Below are 20,802 nucleotides of genomic sequence, written 5' to 3'. Positions count from 1 at the left end.
AGCTCAGATTTGGCTTTTATTATTTTTGAGAATTTTATATTTATATGTGTTTGGTTGTATTTGTTAATAAGTGTGCAAAGTCTCGCTTTTTTATAAGTCTTTGATTTTAATGGGTGTGATGTTCTTTGGTCTTGGTTTTTTGAGTTTTCATCTCAAACACCAGTAATTTCCTTAATGGATTGGCCATATTCCATCCTATGTCATATATATAATTAACTTAATCAATCAAAATAAGATCGCCATCACTTATTTGGATTATTGTACTACAAATAAAGTTTGAGATTTCCTATAGTCCTCATAACAAAATACAACGGACAAAGGATACACGATGGAACTCAACACGATTATTGTCGGCATTTATTTCCTATTCTTGATTGCGATAGGTTGGATGTTTAGAACATTTACAAGTACCACCAGTGACTACTTCCGCGGGGGCGGTAACATGTTGTGGTGGATGGTTGGTGCAACCGCCTTTATGACCCAGTTTAGTGCATGGACATTCACCGGTGCGGCAGGTAAAGCGTATAACGATGGTTTTGCAGTAGCGGTCATCTTCGTAGCCAACGCATTTGGTTACTTCATGAACTTCGCATATTTTGCTCCAAAGTTCCGTCAACTACGTGTAGTAACGGTAATCGAAGCAATTCGTATGCGTTTCGGTGCGACTAACGAACAAGTGTTCACTTGGTCTTCAATGCCAAACAGTGTTGTTTCTGCCGGTGTATGGTTAAACGCACTAGCAATCATCGCTTCTGGTATCTTCGGTTTCGACATGACAGCAACTATCTGGATTACCGGTTTGGTTGTATTGGCAATGTCTGTAACGGGTGGTTCATGGGCGGTAATTGCATCTGACTTTATGCAGATGGTTATCATCATGGCAGTAACCGTGACATGTGCTGTTGTTGCTGTTGTTCAAGGTGGCGGTGTTGGTGAAATCGTGAATAACTTCCCTGTAGCGGAAGGCGGTTCTTTCCTTTCTGGTAACAACATTAACTACTTAAGCATCTTCAGCATTTGGGCATTCTTCATCTTCGTGAAGCAGTTCTCTATTACTAACAACATGCTTAACTCTTACCGTTACCTAGCGGCTAAAGACTCAAAGAACGCGAAGAAAGCAGCGCTACTAGCGTGTGTGCTAATGCTTTGTGGTGTATTTATCTGGTTCATGCCTTCTTGGTACATTGCAGGTCAAGGTGTCGACCTAGCAGCAGCTTACCCAGAAGCAGGTAAGAAAGCGGGTGACTTTGCCTACCTATACTTCGTACAAGAGTACATGCCAGCAGGTATGGTTGGCCTTCTAGTTGCGGCGATGTTTGCAGCGACAATGTCTTCAATGGATTCTGGTCTAAACCGTAACTCGGGTATCTTTGTTAAGAACTTCTATGAACCAATCGTTCGTAAAGGTACGGCTAGCGAAAAAGAACTAGTAACGGTTTCTAAGATTACTTCTGCCGTGTTTGGTATTGCTATCATCCTTATTGCACAGTTCATCAACTCGCTTAAAGGTTTGAGCCTGTTCGATACCATGATGTATGTAGGCGCACTGATCGGCTTCCCAATGACAATTCCTGCATTCCTTGGCTTCTTTATTAAGAAGACTCCGGACTGGGCTGGTTGGGGTACGCTAGTGGTTGGTGGTTTTGTTTCTTACTACGTGGGTTTCGTTGTTAACGCTGAAATGGTGTCTTCAATCTTCGGTCTAGAAGAGCTAACAAGCCGTGAATGGTCTGATGTTAAGGTTGCTATCGGTCTGATTGCTCACATTACGCTGACAGGTGGTTTCTTCATCCTATCAACTCTGTTCTACAAGCCATTAACTGAGAAGCGTCAAGCAGACGTTGATAAGTTCTTCGGTAACCTGTCTACTCCATTAGTTGCGGAGTCAGCAGAACAGAAAGTACTGGATAACAAACAGCGTGAAATGCTTGGTAAACTGATTGCGGTAGCGGGTGTCGGTATCATGCTAATGGCTCTACTCACTAACCCAATGTGGGGACGTCTAGTCTTCATACTTTGTGGTGTGATTGTTGGTGGTGTTGGTGTGCTATTGGTTAAAGCGGTCGATGACGGCGGCAAGCAAGCGAAAGCAGTAACTGAAAGCTAATACATAGAAAACGATTATAATAGAATGCGACGACTCGAAAGGGCGTCGCATTTTTTTTGCTCTGCGAAACGGAAAAACGGTCAGGTGGAAGATATCTGACCTAAATCACGAAAACTGTACAAAATGGTTCAATCGAACCGAAATAGATTTAATTGTCCTACAATAAGACGTATATTGTTGCTAATTCCTTTCAATCAACTTGAAAAATAAGTGAGTTAGAATGAGCGACCAAAAATCTCTTGATGCAATCAGGAAGATGAAGCTGGAGAATGATACTTCAGCAGGTAATCTTGTAGACCTACTCCCTATCGAAGTACAGAAACGTGACTTCGACCTATCATTCCTAGACAACTTGAGCGAAGCACGTCCACGTCTTCTTGTTCAAGCAGATCAGTTAGAAGAATTCAAAGCGAAAGTGAAAGCTGATGAAGCTCACTGCATGTTTGATGATTTCTACAATAACTCGACAGTTAAGTTCCTTGAGACTGCTCCTTTCGAAGAGCCTCAAGCGTACCCAGCTGACACGGTAGGCAAAGCTTCTCTATGGCGTCCTTACTGGCGTCAAATGTACGTTGATTGCCAAATGGCACTAAACGCGACACGTAACCTAGCAATTGCTGGTGTTGTGAAAGAAGACGAAGCGCTAATTGCTAAAGCAAAAGCTTGGACTCTAAAACTGTCTACGTACGATCCAGAAGGCGTGACTTCTCGTGGCTATAACGATGAAGCGGCTTTCCGTGTTATCGCGGCTATGGCTTGGGGTTACGACTGGCTACACGGCTACTTCACAGATGAAGAACGTCAGCAAGTTCAAGATGCTTTGATTGAGCGTCTAGACGAAATCATGCACCACCTGAAAGTGACGGTTGATCTATTGAACAACCCACTGAACAGCCACGGTGTTCGTTCTATCTCTTCTGCTATCATCCCAACGTGTATCGCGCTTTACCACGATCACCCGAAAGCAGGCGAGTACATTGCATACGCACTAGAATACTACGCAGTACACTACCCACCATGGGGCGGTGTAGACGGCGGTTGGGCTGAAGGTCCTGACTACTGGAACACGCAAACTGCATTCCTAGGCGAAGCATTCGACCTATTGAAAGCATACTGTGGCGTAGACATGTTCAACAAAACATTCTACGAAAACACAGGTGATTTCCCGCTTTACTGCATGCCTGTTCACTCTAAGCGCGCGAGCTTCTGTGACCAGTCTTCAATCGGTGATTTCCCAGGTCTAAAACTGGCTTACAACATCAAGCATTACGCAGGTGTTAACCAGAAGCCTGAGTATGTTTGGTACTACAACCAACTGAAAGGCCGTGATACTGAAGCACACACCAAATTCTACAACTTCGGTTGGTGGGACTTCGGTTACGATGATCTTCGCTTTAACTTCCTTTGGGATGCACCTGAAGAGAAAGCACCATCGAATGACCCACTGTTGAAAGTATTCCCAATCACGGGTTGGGCTGCATTCCACAACAAGATGACTGAGCGTGATAACCATATTCACATGGTATTCAAATGTTCTCCGTTTGGCTCAATCAGCCACTCTCACGGTGACCAAAACGCATTCACGTTGCATGCATTCGGTGAAACGCTAGCGTCAATCACTGGCTACTACGGTGGTTTCGGTGTTGATATGCACACGAAATGGCGTCGTCAAACGTTCTCTAAGAACCTTCCACTATTTGGCGGTAAAGGTCAGTACGGCGAGAACAAGAACACGGGCTACGAAAACCACCAAGATCGCTTCTGTATCGAAGCGGGCGGCAACATCTCTGATTTCGACACTGAATCTGATGTGAAGATGGTTGAGGGTGATGCAACGGCATCTTACAAGTACTTCGTTCCTGAAATTGAATCTTACAAGCGTAAGGTCTGGTTTGTTCAAGGTAAAGTATTCGTAATGCAAGACAAGGCAACGCTTTCTGAAGAGAAAGACATGACTTGGCTAATGCACACAACTTTCGCAAACGACGTGGCAGACAAGTCTTTCACTATCCGTGGCGAAGTTGCGCACCTAGACGTAAACTTCATCAACGAGTCTGCTGATAACATCACGTCAGTTAAGAACGTTGAAGGTTTTGGCGAAGTTGACCCATACGAGTTCAAAGATCTTGAAATCCACCGTCACGTTGAAGTGGAATTCAAGCCATCAAAAGAGCACAACATCCTTACGCTTCTTGTTCCTAATAAGAACGAAGGCGAGCAAGTTGAAGTGTCTCACAAGCTTGAAGGCAACACGCTAATGCTAAATGTTGATGGTGAAACGGTTTCAATCGAACTGTAATTCGCTGAAGCAACAGAAGCTAGATACTAAAAACTCCGAGTGAAAGCTCGGAGTTTTTTTGTTTGCACAGAACAGGCAGTAGCCTACGAGGTGGGAAGAGGTTGCGTTGGTTAGTTAGAGGCTAAGTAGCAAGAGTGCCAGGCTTAGTAAGTGGCGACAAAACTTGGTTTAAAACCCGTGTTCAGTAAACCTTACTAAGGCTAGGGCAGTGACTGTCTTCCAATAATTTGTCAACTACTGACAGTGGGCAGCCTTAATCTTGTCTGAAAAAAGGGACGGCAGGTTAATAATCGTTATTGGAGTGGCTTATTCTCATTAATCGTATGACATTTAGAGTGCATTATTTCATCAATAGGTTATTTTTTGATTGGGATATCGCTCTTGTAAGTACAAAGCGTGACCATATTTTCTCGTAAAGTGAATCCCCGTCACAACTTGCGTCTAAGCATTGAAGGATTACCCTAAAACTATTGCGTAACGGAAAAGACGTCGTTATTATAATGACCATATAATCATACAATACTATATTTGGAGTTTGAACATGACTAAACCTGTAATCGGTTTCATTGGCCTAGGTCTTATGGGCGGCAACATGGTTGAAAACCTACAAAAGCGCGGCTACCACGTAAACGTAATGGATCTAAGCGCTGAAGCTGTTGCTCGCGTTACAGATCGCGGCAATGCGACTGCATTCACTTCTGCTAAAGAACTAGCTGCTGCAAGTGACATCGTTCAGTTTTGTCTTACAACTTCAGCTGTTGTTGAAAAAATCGTTTACGGCGAAGACGGCGTTCTAGCTGGCATCAAAGAAGGCGCAGTATTAGTAGACTTCGGTACTTCTATCCCTGCTTCTACTAAGAAAATCGGCGCAGCTCTAGCTGAAAAAGGCGCGGGCATGATCGACGCACCTCTAGGCCGTACTCCTGCACACGCTAAAGATGGTCTTCTGAACATCATGGCTGCTGGCGACATGGAAACTTTCAACAAAGTTAAACCTGTTCTTGAAGAGCAAGGCGAAAACGTATTCCACCTAGGTGCTCTAGGTTCTGGTCACGTTACTAAGCTTGTAAACAACTTCATGGGTATGACGACTGTTGCGACTATGTCTCAAGCTTTCGCTGTTGCTCAACGCGCTGGTGTTGATGGCCAACAACTGTTTGACATCATGTCTGCAGGTCCATCTAACTCACCATTCATGCAATTCTGTAAGTTCTACGCAGTAGACGGCGAAGAGAAGCTAGGTTTCTCTGTTGCTAACGCTAACAAAGATCTTGGTTACTTCCTTGCTCTTTGTGAAGAGCTAGGTACTGAGTCTCTAATTGCTCAAGGTACTGCAACTAGCCTACAAGCTGCTGTTGACGCAGGAATGGGTAACAACGACGTACCAGTAATCTTCGACTACTTCGCTAAACTAGAGAAGTAATCGACGTACGACCTCGCTAGGGTATTGCCTGTCTTTTTAGGCGGCGATACCTCAGCGAGGTTCGTTTTTATCTGCCATACCCAACCCTTTGTTCCCTCGTTAAACTCTTCTACTTCTACTTCTACTTCTACTTCTACTTCTACTTCTACTTCTACTTCCTCAGCTACACCTACTCAAAACTCTGTTCAACTTTGTTACTGCCTCAATTCCTATTTTTGTTTCTATATCTATATCTATTTGTAAATTCAAAGCCTTCTAGCACCAACTCACTCACTTTTCCTCGCAAGCTTAAACCAGTGCACTTAACTGATTGTTGGCGATGGCTTAACACCGCTCGTATATCGGGTCTGAAAAGAAAGTAAAAAAAACCCACACAGCTGGTGACTGTATGGGCATGTTCGGACGAGCCGTCTGGAAAAACAAATGATCAATAGCAAGTGAAAAAACGAATAACGAGATCCCCCGACAGTTTCTACGTTAAACGCGTTCAATGACCTTAAAGCGGCTGCTTCAATTATCACTTTGAATTGAACAAAAGCATCCAGAAAGAACTTAAGTTATGATTCAAATACACCATAACTCAAGGCTTATTGTATTACAAATAAATTTTAATATTGAATGCCTTTAGTGAATGGTTAGTTGGTAGAAGTGTGAGTTAAGACTCATTTTTGCATACTATTAGGTAGCGTGGGACAGTAAAATCTGGTGATGATAATTATCGACAGAAATATGACTTTTCACTATGAAATTGGACGTTTTACAAATTTATAGTGATTTTATTCAATGAGATGAAAGTCAAAACGCATAAATGATAACTATGTCACAGGGCTATTTTAGCCAGTTTTAATATATCAAGATTGCTCACAGAATGATCGGTCAATTAAGCATACAATATTAATTAAATTGATGGTTGTGACGATGGAACGGCATGAACAAGTTTTGCTTCCCGTATCTTCGAATATCTAAAAAATGACCATTTCATTCGGATAAAAATAATAGACATAGGTTGATATGGATTATGAGTTTTATGAATTCAAAATTGTCTCTAGGGTTTAAAGGAAAATTGATTTTAATGGTGGCGATCGTCAGTTCCAGTGCCTTGGCATTTACGAACTGGTTCACGCTTAACTTGGCGACTGATCAAGTAAACCAAACGATTTATAACGAGATTGATCACTCGTTAACGATAGAAATTAATCAGATTGAAAGCACCGTCCAGCGCACCATCGATACGGTCAATTCCGTTGCACAAGAGTTCATGAAATCCCCATACCAAGTACCAAACGAAGCGCTGATGCATTTTGCCGCTAAGCTCGGTGGTATTGACAAGATTGTAGTGGGTTTTGATGATGGTCGTTCTTACACTTCTCGTCCTTCAGAGTCTTTCCCAAACGGTGTTGGAATCAAAGAAAAATACAACCCAACGACTCGTCCTTGGTATCAACAAGCGAAATTGAAATCAGGTTTATCTTTTAGTGATCTGTTTTTCACCAAGAGTACTCAAGTACCTATGATTGGTGTGACTTACACCTATCAAGATCGCGTCATCATGGCAGACATTCGATTTGATGATTTGGAAACTCAGCTTAAACAGCTGGACAGTATCTACGAAGCCAAAGGCATTATTATCGACGAGAAAGGGATGGTGGTCGCTTCAACAGTCGAAAACGTACTTCCGCAAAGCAATATATCTTCTGCAGATACTCAGATGAGACTCAATAGTGCCATTGAACAGCCTGACCAATTCATTGAGGGTGTGATTGATGGCAACCAGAGAATTTTGATGGCCAAGAAAGTGGATATTGGCAGCCAGAAAGAATGGTACATGATATCTAGTATCGATCCTGAACTCGCGCTCAATCAGTTGAATGGCGTGATGTCGAGTGCGCGTATCCTTATCGTGGCATGTGTGCTTGGCTCGGTGATATTGATGATTTTACTGCTGAATCGCTTCTACCGCCCAATCGTGTCACTGAGAAAAATCGTCCACGATCTATCTCAAGGTAACGGAGACCTGACTCAAAGGCTTGTTGAGAAGGGGAATGATGACTTAGGGCATATCGCCAAAGACATCAACTTGTTCATCATTGGTCTGCAAGAGATGGTTAAGGACGTCAAATTTAAGAACTCGGATCTCGATACTAAGGTACTGAGTATTCGTGAAGGTTGTAAAGAAACCAGCGATGTACTGAAAGTTCACACTGATGAAACGGTTCAAGTGGTCTCTGCAATTAACGGCTTATCTGAAGCATCAAACGAAGTCGAGAAGAGTTCTCAGTCGGCGGCAGAAGCAGCAAGAGAGGCCGCTGTGTTCAGTGATGAGACGAAACAAATTAACACCGTGACGGAAACCTATATCAGTGATCTTGAGAAGCAAGTCTGCACCACCTCTGATGATATTCGCTCAATGGCGAATGAAACGCAGAGCATCCAGTCTATCGTGTCTGTGATTGGAGGAATTGCGGAACAAACTAATTTGCTGGCATTGAATGCGTCAATTGAAGCGGCGAGAGCGGGTGAGCATGGCCGAGGTTTCGCGGTGGTTGCTGATGAAGTCCGTGCGTTAGCCAACCGAACTCAAATCAGTACTTCTGAAATTGATGAAGCGCTGTCTGGCTTGCAGTCTAAATCAGATGGTTTGGTTAAATCGATTGAGTTGACCAAAAGTAACTGTGAAATGACGCGTGCCCAAGTTGTTCAAGCGGTCAGCATGTTGGCGAAACTTACCGAGAAGATGGAAACCGTGAGTCAGTTAAATAATGACATTTCAGGCTCTTCGGTCGAGCAAAACGCCCTGATCCAGAGCATTGCGACCAACATGCATACCATTGAAAGTTTCGTGGAGGCGCTGAACAAGTTAAGCCAAGATCAATTAACTGAATCGGCGGAAATCAAAACTCTCAATGGCAGTGTCAGTGAGTTGATGAATAGTTTTAAAGTATAATAAAATCAGTTATTTGAAATTAAATTGAATCTAGGGCCACTCAATAACGTTCGAGTTTAGAGTGGCCTTTTTGCATTGCATTTAGGTTCATATTTTACCTGATTGCCGATTGTTTTACTTCATTTGCCGCATCTCACATTCTGATAAATAGACAATTGACATAAAATAGTACAAATGTGCATTATCACTCTCCCCTTATGGATAAGTGAGTTAAATGTGAATAAGCCAATCTTTATCGCTGCGCTGGCGTCGCTTACGTATGGCTGCGGTGGCAGCAGTTCAAGTGACGGTAGCACCCCTCCTGGCAATGAAGACCCAGACACTCCTTATGGCGTGGTCGCCCCTTATACGATTGCTAAGTATCAAACTATTCTCTCTAGTTCCGATCTTCAGGTGTCTGATCCTAACGGAGAAGAAGGCAACAAAACCTCTGAAGTGAAAGATGGCAACTTCGATGGCTACATCAGTGAATACTTTTACGCAGATGAAGAGAGCGAGAATCTCGTTTTCAAGATGGCAAACTATAAGATGCGCTCAGAAGTCCGTGAAGGTGAAAATTTTGATATCAACGAAGCGGGTGTAAGGCGAAGCCTGTATGCCGAGATCAGCTTGCCCGACATTGAGCATGCAATGGCTAGCTCTCCTGCCGATCATGATGAAGTGACGCTGCTACAGATACACAATAAAGGCACCGATGAGAGCGGCACAGGCTACATCCCTCATCCACTGTTGCGTGTCGTTTGGGAGCAAGAGCGAAACGGTATTACGGGCCACTATTGGGCAGTAATGAAGAACAATGCTATTGATTGTAGTAGCGCTGACGACTCTTCAGACTGTTACAACACCTCTTATAATCGTTACGATTTAGGCGAAGCCGATCTTGATAGCTTTACGAAGTTTGATTTGAGCGTTTATGAAAATACACTGTCAATAAAAGTGAATGATGAAGTCAAAGTAGCTCAAGATATCGCCTATTGGCAGCACCTATTGAGTTACTTCAAAGCCGGGATCTACAACCAGTTTGAAAATGGTGAAGCGACCGCTTACTTTCAGGCGTTGAGGTATACGACGACTCAAATGGATGGCGCTAACGACTGGGATATCAATGACTGGAAGTTAACGATTCCTGCCAGCAAAGATACTTGGTATGGCAGTGGCGGCACTAGTGCAGCTGAGTTAGAGCCTGCGCGCTGCGAATCGAGTAAAGATCTACTCTCAAACGACAGTGATGTATACGACAGCAGTATCGGCCTTTCCTATTTCGATACCGATCAAGGAAGAATGCACTTTAGAGCCGATATGGGCAATGGCACCTCGACAGTGAATTCTAACTACATCCGCTCCGAATTAAGAGAGCTGTACCAGAGCAACGACCAGCCAGATTGCAGCACCAGTGATGAAGATACCAGTTGGTATTTGGACGACACCAGAACCAACACAACCAGTCACGAGTTAACGGCAAGCTTGCGAATTGAAGATTACCCGAACATCAACGGCCAAGACCCAAAAGTAGTGCTCGGTCAGATCCATGGCTGGAAGATCAATCAAGCATTGGTCAAATTGCTTTGGGAAGGTGAGGGTAAGCCAGTAAGAGTGATACTGAACTCTGATTTTGAGCGCAACAACCAAGACTGTAATCATTGTGACCCGTTCAGTGTCGAGTTAGGGACTTATTCGGCAAGTGAAGAGTGGCGCTATACGATTCGTGCCGACCAAGATGGTATTTACCTTGCGACCCACGATTTAGATGGCACCAACACGGTTTCGCACTCAATCGGTTGGGGAGAGGATTACCAAGATAAAGATGGCAAAACCGTTTCTTTAACTCAAGATTGGGCCTCTAACGACATCGCTTTCTACTTCAAAGCGGGTATCTACCCACAATTTAAGCCAGACAGCGAGTACGCCGGTGAGATATTTGATGTGAGTTTTAGCTCTGTGAGAGCGGCCCATTATTAAGCTCGCGCTGCTTTAACACTCGCGCTGGTTTAACAAATAAAAACCGTAATTAAAAGACCACATCAGTTGTTAACAATGTGGTCTTTTTTTGTGCTCAAATGTAATGGGTTAGGTAACTTTAATTTAAATAACGAGATCAACTTCCCGGTGAATAGCCACCAAAAATTATCGTCGCTTAGACGAGATGCTGATCCAAAATTTATCTACTCTCTATTTTATCAATAAGAAATGTGATCCAGTTAATATATGGATAAAGCAGAAAGTGTCCCCAGTCTCATTTATTCAATGAAACGTTTTATTTGTATTATAAGATTACGTAAGATTTTTATGTACTCGCAAACATCCAAATATAAATCACTTAATAACAGGAGTTCGCGGACTTTGATTTCACTTACAAGCGCTGCCTTTGTAATATAATAATGGGTTTAATATGAAACAAACGATTATAAAAAGCTTACTTGCCTCTTCTGTCCTACTAGCGGTGGGTTGTACAAGCACAACACCAACGGTTGAGTTTCCGAACAACAAAGAAACGGGTGAAGCTCTACTGATGCCAGTTGCAGCTACTGCAAGCAGCCACGATGGTAACGGCCCAGATTTTCTTCTTGACCAAGATCTTACAACGCGTTGGTCTTCAGCGGGTGACGGCGAGTGGGCAATGCTAGACTACGGCTCTGTACAAGAGTTTGACGCAGTTCAGGCCGCTTTCAGTAAAGGTAATGAGCGTCAGTCTATGTTTGATGTTCAAGTGAGTGTTGACGGTGAAAACTGGACAACAGTACTGAAAGATCAACTAAGCTCAGGCCAAGCGCTTGGTTTAGAACGTTTCCAGTTTGAGCCAGCAGTACAAGCGCGCTACGTGAGATACGTGGGTCACGGTAACACTAAAAACGGTTGGAACAGCTTGACTGAGTTGGCGGCGGTTAACTGTAATGTTAACGCTTGTCCAACAAGCCATATCATCACGCCAGCAGTGGTTGCCGCTGAGCAAACAATGATCGCTGAAATGAAAGCAGCAGAAAAAGCCGCTAAAGAAGCGCGCAAAGATTTGCGTACCGGTAACTTTGGTGCACCAGCGGTTTACCCTTGTGATACAACCGTAGAGTGCCAAACACGTACTGCGATGCCAGCACCGACTAACCTACCTGAAACACCGCTTGCAGGTAATGCACCAAGCGAAAACTTTGACTTGACTCACTGGTACCTATCTCAACCATTCGATCATGACAAAAATGGCAAGCCAGATGACGTTTCTGAGTGGAACCTTGCAAACGGTTACCAGCACCCAGAGATCTTCTACACTGCTGATGATGGCGGCATGGTATTCAAATCTTACGTAAAAGGTGTGCGTACGTCTGCAAACACTAAGTATGCTCGTACTGAGCTACGTGAAATGATGCGTCGTGGTGACCAGTCGATCAAAACCCAAGGTGTTAACAAGAACAACTGGGTATTCTCAACGGCACCAGAAGCTGACCTAAAAGCGGCGGCTGGCATTGATGGCGTAATGGAAGCAACATTGAAGATTGACCATGCAACCACAACGGGTAACGCGAATGAAGTAGGTCGCTTTATCATTGGTCAAATTCACGACAAAGACGATGAGCCAATTCGTTTGTACTACCGTAAATTGCCAAACCAAGCGACTGGTGCGGTTTACTTTGCACACGAAGGTCAAAACGGTACTAAAGAGAACTTCTACCCACTTGTTGGTGGCATGACAGCAGAAGTGGGTGAGGATGGTATCGCACTTGGTGAGGTATTCAGCTACCGCATCGAAGTGAAAGGCCACGATCTGATCGTAACGCTAATGCGTGAAGGTCATGACGACGTACAACAAGTGGTTGATATGAGTAACAGCGGTTACGATGTTGGCGGCAAGTACATGTACTTCAAAGCGGGTGTTTACAACCAAAACATCAGCGGCGACCTAGACGATTACTCACAAGCGACTTTCTACCAGCTAGATGTATCGCACGATCAATACCAAAAGTAATCTAACCGAATAACACTTAATATTAAAGCTATCGCAATAGCCTCCAGCCTTAGGGTTTGGAGGCTTTTTTGTGCCTGCTGTTGGTTGGGCTTAAGCGTATGATTTAATTGAGTCGGAGAAGGGTAGTTATCAGTTGCACAGAGTTTAAGACATTATCATTAAGCTCATTCAGTATTAACTTCAGTCATTATCAGTTTCAGTCACTATCCTTTCCCCAATCGCCGATCACCATTAACCTCAGTCATGATTAATCTCAGCTGATAACAGGTCATATTGGCTCTCATTCAAAGCTAAACAATGCCAATATTATTTTGGAATCGCCATAGCTAGAAAACTTCGACTTCGTTCTCAAGGTATGTACTAATGCGACGTCTACACATGAACGTATTGTTTTGCCTGGTCTACTAATAAGCGTTAGCTCGGCTGATTACTCCCGTTTTGTTCTTGAAACCGTCACTTTTGGGTTGTTTAGCAAGACTCTTAGCAACAGCCATAAATCGTGCTCTAACTCTTGCATAAATAGAAGGGCGGTTAGCCATCACTTTATTAGCGCCAATGCTTAATAAAATACTCAGGCGGGCTCAAGTCGATGATCAAACGCATCTAGTGCTCAAGGGGATACGCTTGAGGGTTAGTTGCTTGCAGGCCGTAAATACCTTGATTGTATGCTACGGTGATGCTGAATAATAATTTGTGGGTTGAGTGCAGAGCTGAGGGGTTTTGTTTATCTATGATAGATACAGGGCTTTTGAGAGGGTTAAATAAGTTAGAGAGGCAAGGGGGCATTCGTTACTAGCAGCATCGGTGCTTATTCAACGCTGAAGCAAAGTTCCGCTGAGTCAGAGAGCTTAACTGAATCGCCAGTCTGCTTTTTATTCTTGAGCTAACAATAAAAAATCCCTATCAAATTACGTTGATAGGGATTTGTTTTATCTAGCAATCAAGTCAAACAGACTTTCTAGTGAGAACTAGAATAGGTCTGAATCTAGGTTGTCGAAGTAGGTGTATGTCCCTTTTGAACCATTGTCACCATTGTATAGCGCAATAGCGGTCGGGGAACCACCTGCACTTTCAGCTTTTAACCCAGTGTAGTCTGTTCCATCAACATTGACGGTAATGTCTGTATCTACCCATGAAATGGTCACATCTACCCATGTGTCTTTTGAGTATGAAGCAAGGTCAACTTGGCTGCCTGATTCGTTGCGGAATTTAATCATACTAGATGTAAATACAACTTCAGTGAAGCGACCACTAGATGATGCATCGTTATTAGAACCTAAGAAAATGTATGATGCTTTTACATAGCCATCGCTAGGGATGTATACAGATGTAGAAACAGAGCCAGTTTCTGCTGCGCCACTAGCAAAGTCGCGGCCAACGATAGCTTTGTTATTATCAGTGGTTGAGTCCGCACCATCTTCAATTCGTAAAGAGTTAGAACCCGACTTGGCAAAGTCACTACTGATCACTGCTGTATTTAAAACCCCATCAACACCTTTTGTCTGGTACGCAGGGTTAGCCACATCGATCTGCGTACCTACAGTATAAGAATCGAAGTTGTCTGTTACTTCGCCGGGCTCTGGATCTGGATCTGGTTCAGGTTCTGGCTCAGTACTACCGCCATCCACAACAACAGTCGCTTCCGCAGTATTGTTGTTATACGGATTGCCTGACAAAAGTTGCCCATTCGGATAGTTATTAAAGTTATCTTCAAATACTAACTCGTCAGTAGTCGTGTCATTTGAATAAACTTTAAAGTTATCAGCGTTCAATTCGTAATGTGTTGTGTTGGAAGTATCACCAAGCTTCAATGACACGATAGTAACGGCAGCTTTGTCGAAAGCCTCAAAACCGTTGCCGCTATTGTCGTATACAGTGTCATTGACTTTGAATGTGTAGTAACCGCTCGCCCAACTGATTTCAACCGCGAGATCTTCACCTAAAGTGTAAGTGCCTACAGGCTCATCAGGAATTTGAGGTTTACCGCTACTATCGGTAACCGTGGAACGGTAGAAAATTTCTCCAGCATTAAAAATAACTTCGCCGTGTAAATTAGTGTTAGAAGTACCAGAAGCGTAGAGACTAATATAAGCGTTGTTACCTGAACCATTCGCTTCTTGCTCGGTGTTTTCATCTACTTGGTAGATTAAGTCAACGGTTACCTTTCCTGATGCGATACTGTCTACTGTTGCCCCTGTGCTGCTGTCAGACAATTTCAAACGTAGTTCACCCACATCATTCTTTACACCACCATTGTTGGTGTCCAAGATTTGAACGTAGCCATTGATACCATTTGCTTCATTGGCTTCACTGATAGCTTCTTGTACGGCGTCAGTCGCAGTTTGGTCTGAACCAGAGTAGTCTATGCCAGTGGTGTTATCTGAAATATTCAGAGCACCAGCGTCATCGAAAGAAAAAACACCATCTAGAATTTCGATCGTTGATGTGCCTGTTTCATAATATGTGAAAGAGACCGTACCGGCTTCTTCATCATAATTATTAGTAGAAGCACTTGCATCTTTAATCGTGTAAGTACCTAAGTCATCATCATCGTCATAGTATTTATGATTGCCATCTTCTTGGAAAACATAAACATTTGGTAGATCAGCGTTTGATGACGCGGATATTGAAGCGGAGTTACCATCACTGATTTGCCAGTAACCCGTAGTTAATGCTGAAGGTTGGTTACCTGGATCAGTAGAACCATCGGTCGGGATAGGTAAACCGTCACTGTTACAACCAAATAATAAACCTGTCGAAAGAGCAACAGCTGTAGCGACTTTAGAAATCTGCATAAAATATTCTCTTTATGATATTAAATCCATATGTAAATCACATAAGAAGTAGATAATGAATAGTCGTTAAATATTTATTAGGATGAAACTAACGTTAATTAGAACATCCTATTATTTAAATAAAGTGCTTAAAATATACCCCAAAAATTTACAAGAGGAGAGGGGTGTTTTATAAATTGACTATTTCTAATTAGAATGAGTAAGCAACACCAACGCGGTATTTAGCTTCACGATCTTTTGAAGATGAACTGATATCAGAAGACCAAATCTCAGCAAAAGGTTTCCAAGAACCGAACTTGTAGTTTACTTTTAAGCCAGCATCCCATTCCCAGTCATCACTATTATATAGAAGTACGTTATCTAGCGATTTTACATAGTTAGCTTCGTAAGAAAGGCCAAGTTTAGGTAGAGATTGAATTTTGTAAGAACCCGTTAGTGTGACTTTTGATTTCTGTGCTGACTCTAAACGCTCACCAGTCTCTGAATCTTTGTCACCAAATTGAGTGTGGTTGCGGAAATCAGCATACTCGTGACGGTAACGAATGGCAGTCGTTAATCCCATATCCGCATTATAACCAACGCGGAATTGTGGTTTGTAAGTGACTTTTTTCATTTTCCAGTCACCATCGTTAGAATTAGGCTCATCCCAATCCCAAGCAATAGGCATACCAACTTGTAGATACCAGTTGTTATCGACTTTGTAAGTTGCTGTATTTTCTACTTCCATACCGTAAATATACCAATTGCCGTCATAGAAGCTTCTACTGTTTGCTGATTTAACTTCGCCAGAATCTGCGTCGTAGTAAGAATCGTCAGTATGGAATTTAACTTCAAGGCCCGTTGAGTGCTTCCACTTATCTGACAGTTTAAAGCTTTCACCTAGCTTCACTCGGTGTTGATGGCGAGCGTCTACGTGAGCCGTGTCGCCATTTGTTTTTGTATAATCCGTCGCAGCACGATACTCGTAACGATAATCAAGAGATGCACCAGTAGCTGTGCCCGCTAAAAGAGTACATGCAACAGCTGCAGCAATTTTTGTAACAGAATTCATACCTTTGTCTCACTATTATTTTTTAATTCTGGATACATCCAATGTACCCGTGGCTCACAAACCAATACCTTACATGGTATTAAATTAATGTATGACAAATATGGTATTTATTATTGAGTCAGATTTCTGTGAGATCTATCAAAAAGTTCTGACTAATGGCCCAAGTATATAGCTAAATGTTATGAATATCTCAATTTAGGGCTTGTGTATTAAATCAATCATGACGTACTTCTCATATTCACAAACCTTAGAAAATCACTTTTTTGCATGTGTTAAAATAATACAAATATTAAGTGTTTCTATATGTTAATAATGATGATTTTAACCATCGTGGCTTAAACATAGGGAGCATGTTGAGAGGCATAAATATAAACCATAGCCAGATGTTTAATAAAAGTTACAAAATGGCTAAATGTAAATTCTATTTATCGGTTGGCTTATTTAAGTCGAAGAGAAAATATTTAGTACTAATTCGTGTTCAAAAGTGGTTTCTGTACTGAGTGTGTACTCGGTATCTGTTAACAATAAAGGATGAGTCATGTTTAAGAAAAACATATTAGCAGTGGCGCTATTAGCGACTGTACCAATGGTTACTTTCGCAAATAACGGTGTTTCTTACCCCGTACCTGCCGATAAATTCGATATGCATAATTGGAAAATAACCATACCTTCAGATATTAATGAAGATGGTCGTGTTGATGAAATAGAAGGGGTAGCCATGATGAGCTACTCACATAGTGATTTCTTCCATCTTGATAAAGACGGCAACCTTGTATTTGAAGTGCAAAACCAAGCGATTACGACGAAAAACTCGAAGAATGCGCGTTCTGAATTACGACAAATGCCAAGAGGCGCAGATTTCTCTATCGATACGGCTGATAAAGGAAACCAGTGGGCACTGTCGAGTCACCCAGCGGCTAGTGAATACAGTGCTGTTGGCGGAACATTAGAAGCGACATTAAAAGTTAATCACGTCTCAGTTAACGCTAAGTTCCCAGAAAAGTACCCAGCTCACTCGGTGGTTGTTGGTCAGATTCACGCTAAAAAACATAATGAGCTAATCAAAGCTGGAACCGGTTATGGGCATGGTAATGAACCACTAAAGATCTTCTATAAGAAGTTTCCTGACCAAGAAATGGGTTCAGTATTCTGGAACTATGAACGTAACCTAGAGAAAAAAGATCCTAACCGTGCCGATATCGCTTATCCAGTGTGGGGTAACACGTGGGAAAACCCTGCAGAGCCGGGTGAAGCGGGTATTGCTCTTGGTGAAGAGTTTAGTTACAAAGTGGAAGTGAAAGGCACCATGATGTACCTAACGTTTGAAACCGAGCGTCACGATACCGTTAAGTATGAAATCGACCTGAGTAAGGGCATCGATGAACTTGATTCACCAACGGGTTATGCTGAAGATGATTTTTACTACAAAGCGGGCGCATACGGCCAATGTAGCGTGAGCGATTCTCACCCTGTATGGGGACCTGGTTGTGGCGGTACTGGCGATTTCGCTATCGATAAAAAGAATGGCGATTACAACAGTGTGACTTTCTCAGCGCTTAAGTTGAACGGTAAATAGCACATAGCATAACCAATAGGCTAGCTAGACGCAGTCCTTAAGGAATATTTTCGAAGACCACTTAACCGAATGTTGAGTGGTCTTTTTGTTTTATATGAGTTTTAAGATGACCTTGGTATTAATGTGACCTTGGTATCAATGAGGGTGTGCTGAAGCCTACCAATGAATGGTACAGCTAAAACAATACAACCTTGTCAAAAGACAAGGTTGTATTCAGAACGCGTGGGAAGATTTTAGGACGGCAACTCGATACGGAGTTTAGTCATACATCAACTCTTTAGCTTTGTCGGCATCAAACTCTTTAAGAGACTTTCGAGCCAAATGACGGAATGGGAAAGCTTTAACGACTTCTTCGAATGGTTGGATAGCAAAGGCCCAAAAGATAGAGCCATCTAAACCAAAGATGATCAATGCACACAATGGAATTGAAATTACCCATTGACCAGTAAAGTTGATTTTGAAGACTGCGGTCGTTTTTCCTAGTGCTCTTAGTACATTCCCATGAACCGTGTTGTAGCCACGGACAATCGGCAAGAAGATGTAGAGTGGGGCGATAACGGCCAATGCTTGATAGGTAGACTCATCCAAGTTCGGGTAAATGTCACCAATAACCAGACTTAATCCTGCGAACAAGATTGCACACACAAAAGAAATGACGACCGCAATATCAATACTGGTATCGACGTTTTTGACTAGGTCATCCATCTTTTTAGAGCCAATCGCTTGGCTGATAGTAATTGCGGAAGAGTGAGCCCAAGCGGTAATAAATTGAGAGACAGCCCTGATCCAAGGCATCACCAAAGTAATCGCTACGTAAGCGTTGATGTTAAGTTGCGAATACAACAATTGATATATCGTTGCGCCAATCAAAAGCATGGTCACGTTCGCTGCTACAGGGAATATCTCGATAAAGTGACGGCGAACGTTGGTAAAGAATTCAGAGCGCTGAGCGTCTAATTTGAGTGAAATCGCTGAGCTTAAATGCACGCACAAAACCAAATACAGCAAGCGGATCGTTATTGCAATAATGCTGCCTAATGCAGCGCCTTGAACACCAATACCTTCGAAATTTGAAAAGCCGTGAATGAGTCCATAAGAAAGTACAGCGTTGATCGGCAATTCAATCAAATACCCTTTAAACGGTATCTTGGTTCTTCCTAATGCATTAAATAGGGCGATAATTACTTGCGTTAATGCTGTGAAAATGACGAGATACTTTGAGATATCAAGGTAGTGGCTGATTTCTAAGTAAAGGGCTTTATCGTCGGTTAAGGCTTGAATTAAAGGCTGTTCTAAAAAGGTGAGCAGAAACCAAAATATTGTCGCGATACCTAAGTTGATGAACAGACCTGCCCAAAACGCTTTAGATAATGATGCGGCGATGCCAGAGCCCACTGCGCGGCTTAATACTAACTGAGTACCGTTTGCCAGCGCCATTTGAATTCCCAGTACAAAGGCAACGATAGTCGTCGCAATCCCCATTGCAGCTAAAGGGATTTCACCAAGAGGAGAGACAAGCAGTGTGTCGATCATCAACATCGACTGCATCAAGATACCGTTTAAGGCGAGGGGCCAGGCGAGAGAGAAATTTTTCCTTACGTACGATTGTGAAGACACAAACAACACCTTATGTGTATAACCGTAAGCTTTCTCTGAGGTGGCGGAGTAGAGCGTTTAAAGAAGAAAACACTACGGTAGTTGATGGTTAAAAAATGGGTGCTAAAACAAGACTGACTTGTGTCTTTGAAAAACAAGTCAGTTTGGTTAATCTCGGTTATGCGATGGCTAATTCAACCCTAGAGAGCTTTTGGTTCTCATCGTCTAGCAGGACTTGAGAAGCAATTCGAGCTTGCTTGGCATCGCCAGACATTATTGCGTCGTAAATCGCTTTGTGTTCTTCTAAACAGAAGCGACCGCCTTCAGCGGAGTGGTCGATAAACTGCTTGAAGATAGTCGACAGAATGTTCGCGAATGGAATGTAAAATTGATTACCTGTCGATAAGAAAATCGTTTGGTGAAACAGGTGATCGTTGGTCGTCCACTCTTCATAATCGAAGCTATTTGCTGCGATGGTCATTTTCTGGAAAAGAATCGAAAGCTCTTTGCGTTGCTCTACAGTTGCATTGGTTGCAGCGAGCGCACACGCTTCCGGGTCAATCGCTTTTCTTAAGCCTAAAAATTGAGACAAGAAGGGTTTAGTATCTTCTAAATCTTGGATCCAGTACAGCAATTGCGGGTCCAAGAAGTGCCACTGTGTTCTCGGTTTGATACGAGTGCCCACTTTTGGCTTCGACTCGATTAAACCTTTTGCCGAAAGTAGCTTAGTTGATTCTCGAAGGGCAGTTCTGCTCACTCCAAAGATTTCGCACAGCTCCATTTCGCTGGGTAACTTTTGATTTTCTTCTAACTCGCCTGACAAGATCTTGCGAGCAATTTGTCTCGCCACTTGAACATGAATTCGGCGGCTTGAATCTTCCACCAATGTAAATATTGACATTTAAACCACCTGAAATTGAAACTTTGAAAACACTAAAAGCCAGACGAATCTGGTGTTTAGTGTCAGTGTATACGTCGAATTTAGTGTGAGGTTTTCCCTCATCTACTCGGGTCTGTTAACCTTATATAGTGTGGCGAACTTAAATCGCTGAGTGA

11 protein-coding genes are annotated in these 20,802 nt (G+C 42.7%); 7 read left to right on the top strand and 4 right to left on the bottom strand.

Annotation, left to right across the window (positions count from 1 at the left end; genetic code table 11):
* Positions 1–328: 328 nt before the first annotated feature.
* The 6 genes from AB6D58_RS01995 to AB6D58_RS01970 all read left to right on the top strand — a co-directional run bounded on the left by AB6D58_RS01995 (position 329) and on the right by AB6D58_RS01970 (position 12,728).
* On the top strand, positions 329–2,107 hold the full coding sequence (locus tag AB6D58_RS01995) for a sodium:solute symporter family transporter (protein WP_017061477.1): 1,779 nt from the start codon (positions 329–331) through the stop codon (positions 2,105–2,107).
* Between the two features lie 220 nt (positions 2,108–2,327).
* Entirely contained in the window at positions 2,328–4,406 is a 2,079-nt protein-coding gene (locus AB6D58_RS01990; RefSeq protein WP_017061476.1) for a DUF4962 domain-containing protein, read from the top strand.
* A 541-nt stretch (positions 4,407–4,947) separates the two neighbouring features.
* On the top strand, positions 4,948–5,829 hold the full coding sequence (locus AB6D58_RS01985) for an NAD(P)-dependent oxidoreductase (RefSeq protein ID WP_004733521.1): 882 nt from the start codon (positions 4,948–4,950) through the stop codon (positions 5,827–5,829).
* A 1,072-nt stretch (positions 5,830–6,901) separates the two neighbouring features.
* Positions 6,902–8,773, top strand: a complete 1,872-nt coding sequence (locus AB6D58_RS01980; RefSeq protein ID WP_372156450.1) for a methyl-accepting chemotaxis protein — start codon at positions 6,902–6,904, stop codon at positions 8,771–8,773.
* A 216-nt stretch (positions 8,774–8,989) separates the two neighbouring features.
* Positions 8,990–10,732: a polysaccharide lyase family 7 protein gene (locus AB6D58_RS01975; RefSeq protein ID WP_017061474.1), complete on the top strand. Its 1,743-nt coding sequence runs from the start codon at positions 8,990–8,992 to the stop codon at positions 10,730–10,732.
* 430 nt (positions 10,733–11,162) lie between these two features.
* Entirely contained in the window at positions 11,163–12,728 is a 1,566-nt protein-coding gene (locus AB6D58_RS01970; RefSeq protein ID WP_372156396.1) for a polysaccharide lyase family 7 protein, read from the top strand.
* A 968-nt stretch (positions 12,729–13,696) separates the two neighbouring features.
* Here AB6D58_RS01970 and AB6D58_RS01965 read toward each other — a convergent pair.
* Together AB6D58_RS01965 and AB6D58_RS01960 are read right to left on the bottom strand one after the other, a co-directional pair.
* On the bottom strand, positions 13,697–15,523 hold the full coding sequence (locus AB6D58_RS01965; protein WP_372156395.1) for a hypothetical protein: 1,827 nt from the start codon (positions 15,521–15,523) through the stop codon (positions 13,697–13,699).
* 190 nt (positions 15,524–15,713) lie between these two features.
* Positions 15,714–16,574, bottom strand: coding sequence for an oligogalacturonate-specific porin KdgM family protein (locus tag AB6D58_RS01960; protein WP_372156394.1), 861 nt, complete (start codon positions 16,572–16,574; stop codon positions 15,714–15,716).
* Between the two features lie 538 nt (positions 16,575–17,112).
* Here AB6D58_RS01960 and AB6D58_RS01955 point away from each other — a divergent pair.
* Positions 17,113–18,150, top strand: coding sequence for a polysaccharide lyase family 7 protein (locus tag AB6D58_RS01955; RefSeq protein WP_017063622.1), 1,038 nt, complete (start codon positions 17,113–17,115; stop codon positions 18,148–18,150).
* Between the two features lie 258 nt (positions 18,151–18,408).
* Here AB6D58_RS01955 and AB6D58_RS01950 read toward each other — a convergent pair whose 3' ends face one another.
* A complete protein-coding gene (locus AB6D58_RS01950) occupies positions 18,409–19,776 on the bottom strand; it encodes an MATE family efflux transporter (protein ID WP_372156392.1) in 1,368 nt (455 codons plus the stop codon).
* Positions 19,777–19,924: 148 nt separating this feature from the next.
* A complete protein-coding gene (locus AB6D58_RS01945; protein ID WP_017063624.1) occupies positions 19,925–20,647 on the bottom strand; it encodes a FadR/GntR family transcriptional regulator in 723 nt (240 codons plus the stop codon).
* Between the last annotated feature and the right edge of the window lie 155 nt (positions 20,648–20,802).

It is taken from the genome of Vibrio sp. 10N.239.312.D08, from assembly GCF_041466145.1.
In the GTDB taxonomy this organism is placed as follows: Bacteria; Pseudomonadota; Gammaproteobacteria; order Enterobacterales; family Vibrionaceae; genus Vibrio; species Vibrio crassostreae_C.
This window is presented reverse-complemented; position numbering and strand designations above follow the sequence as displayed.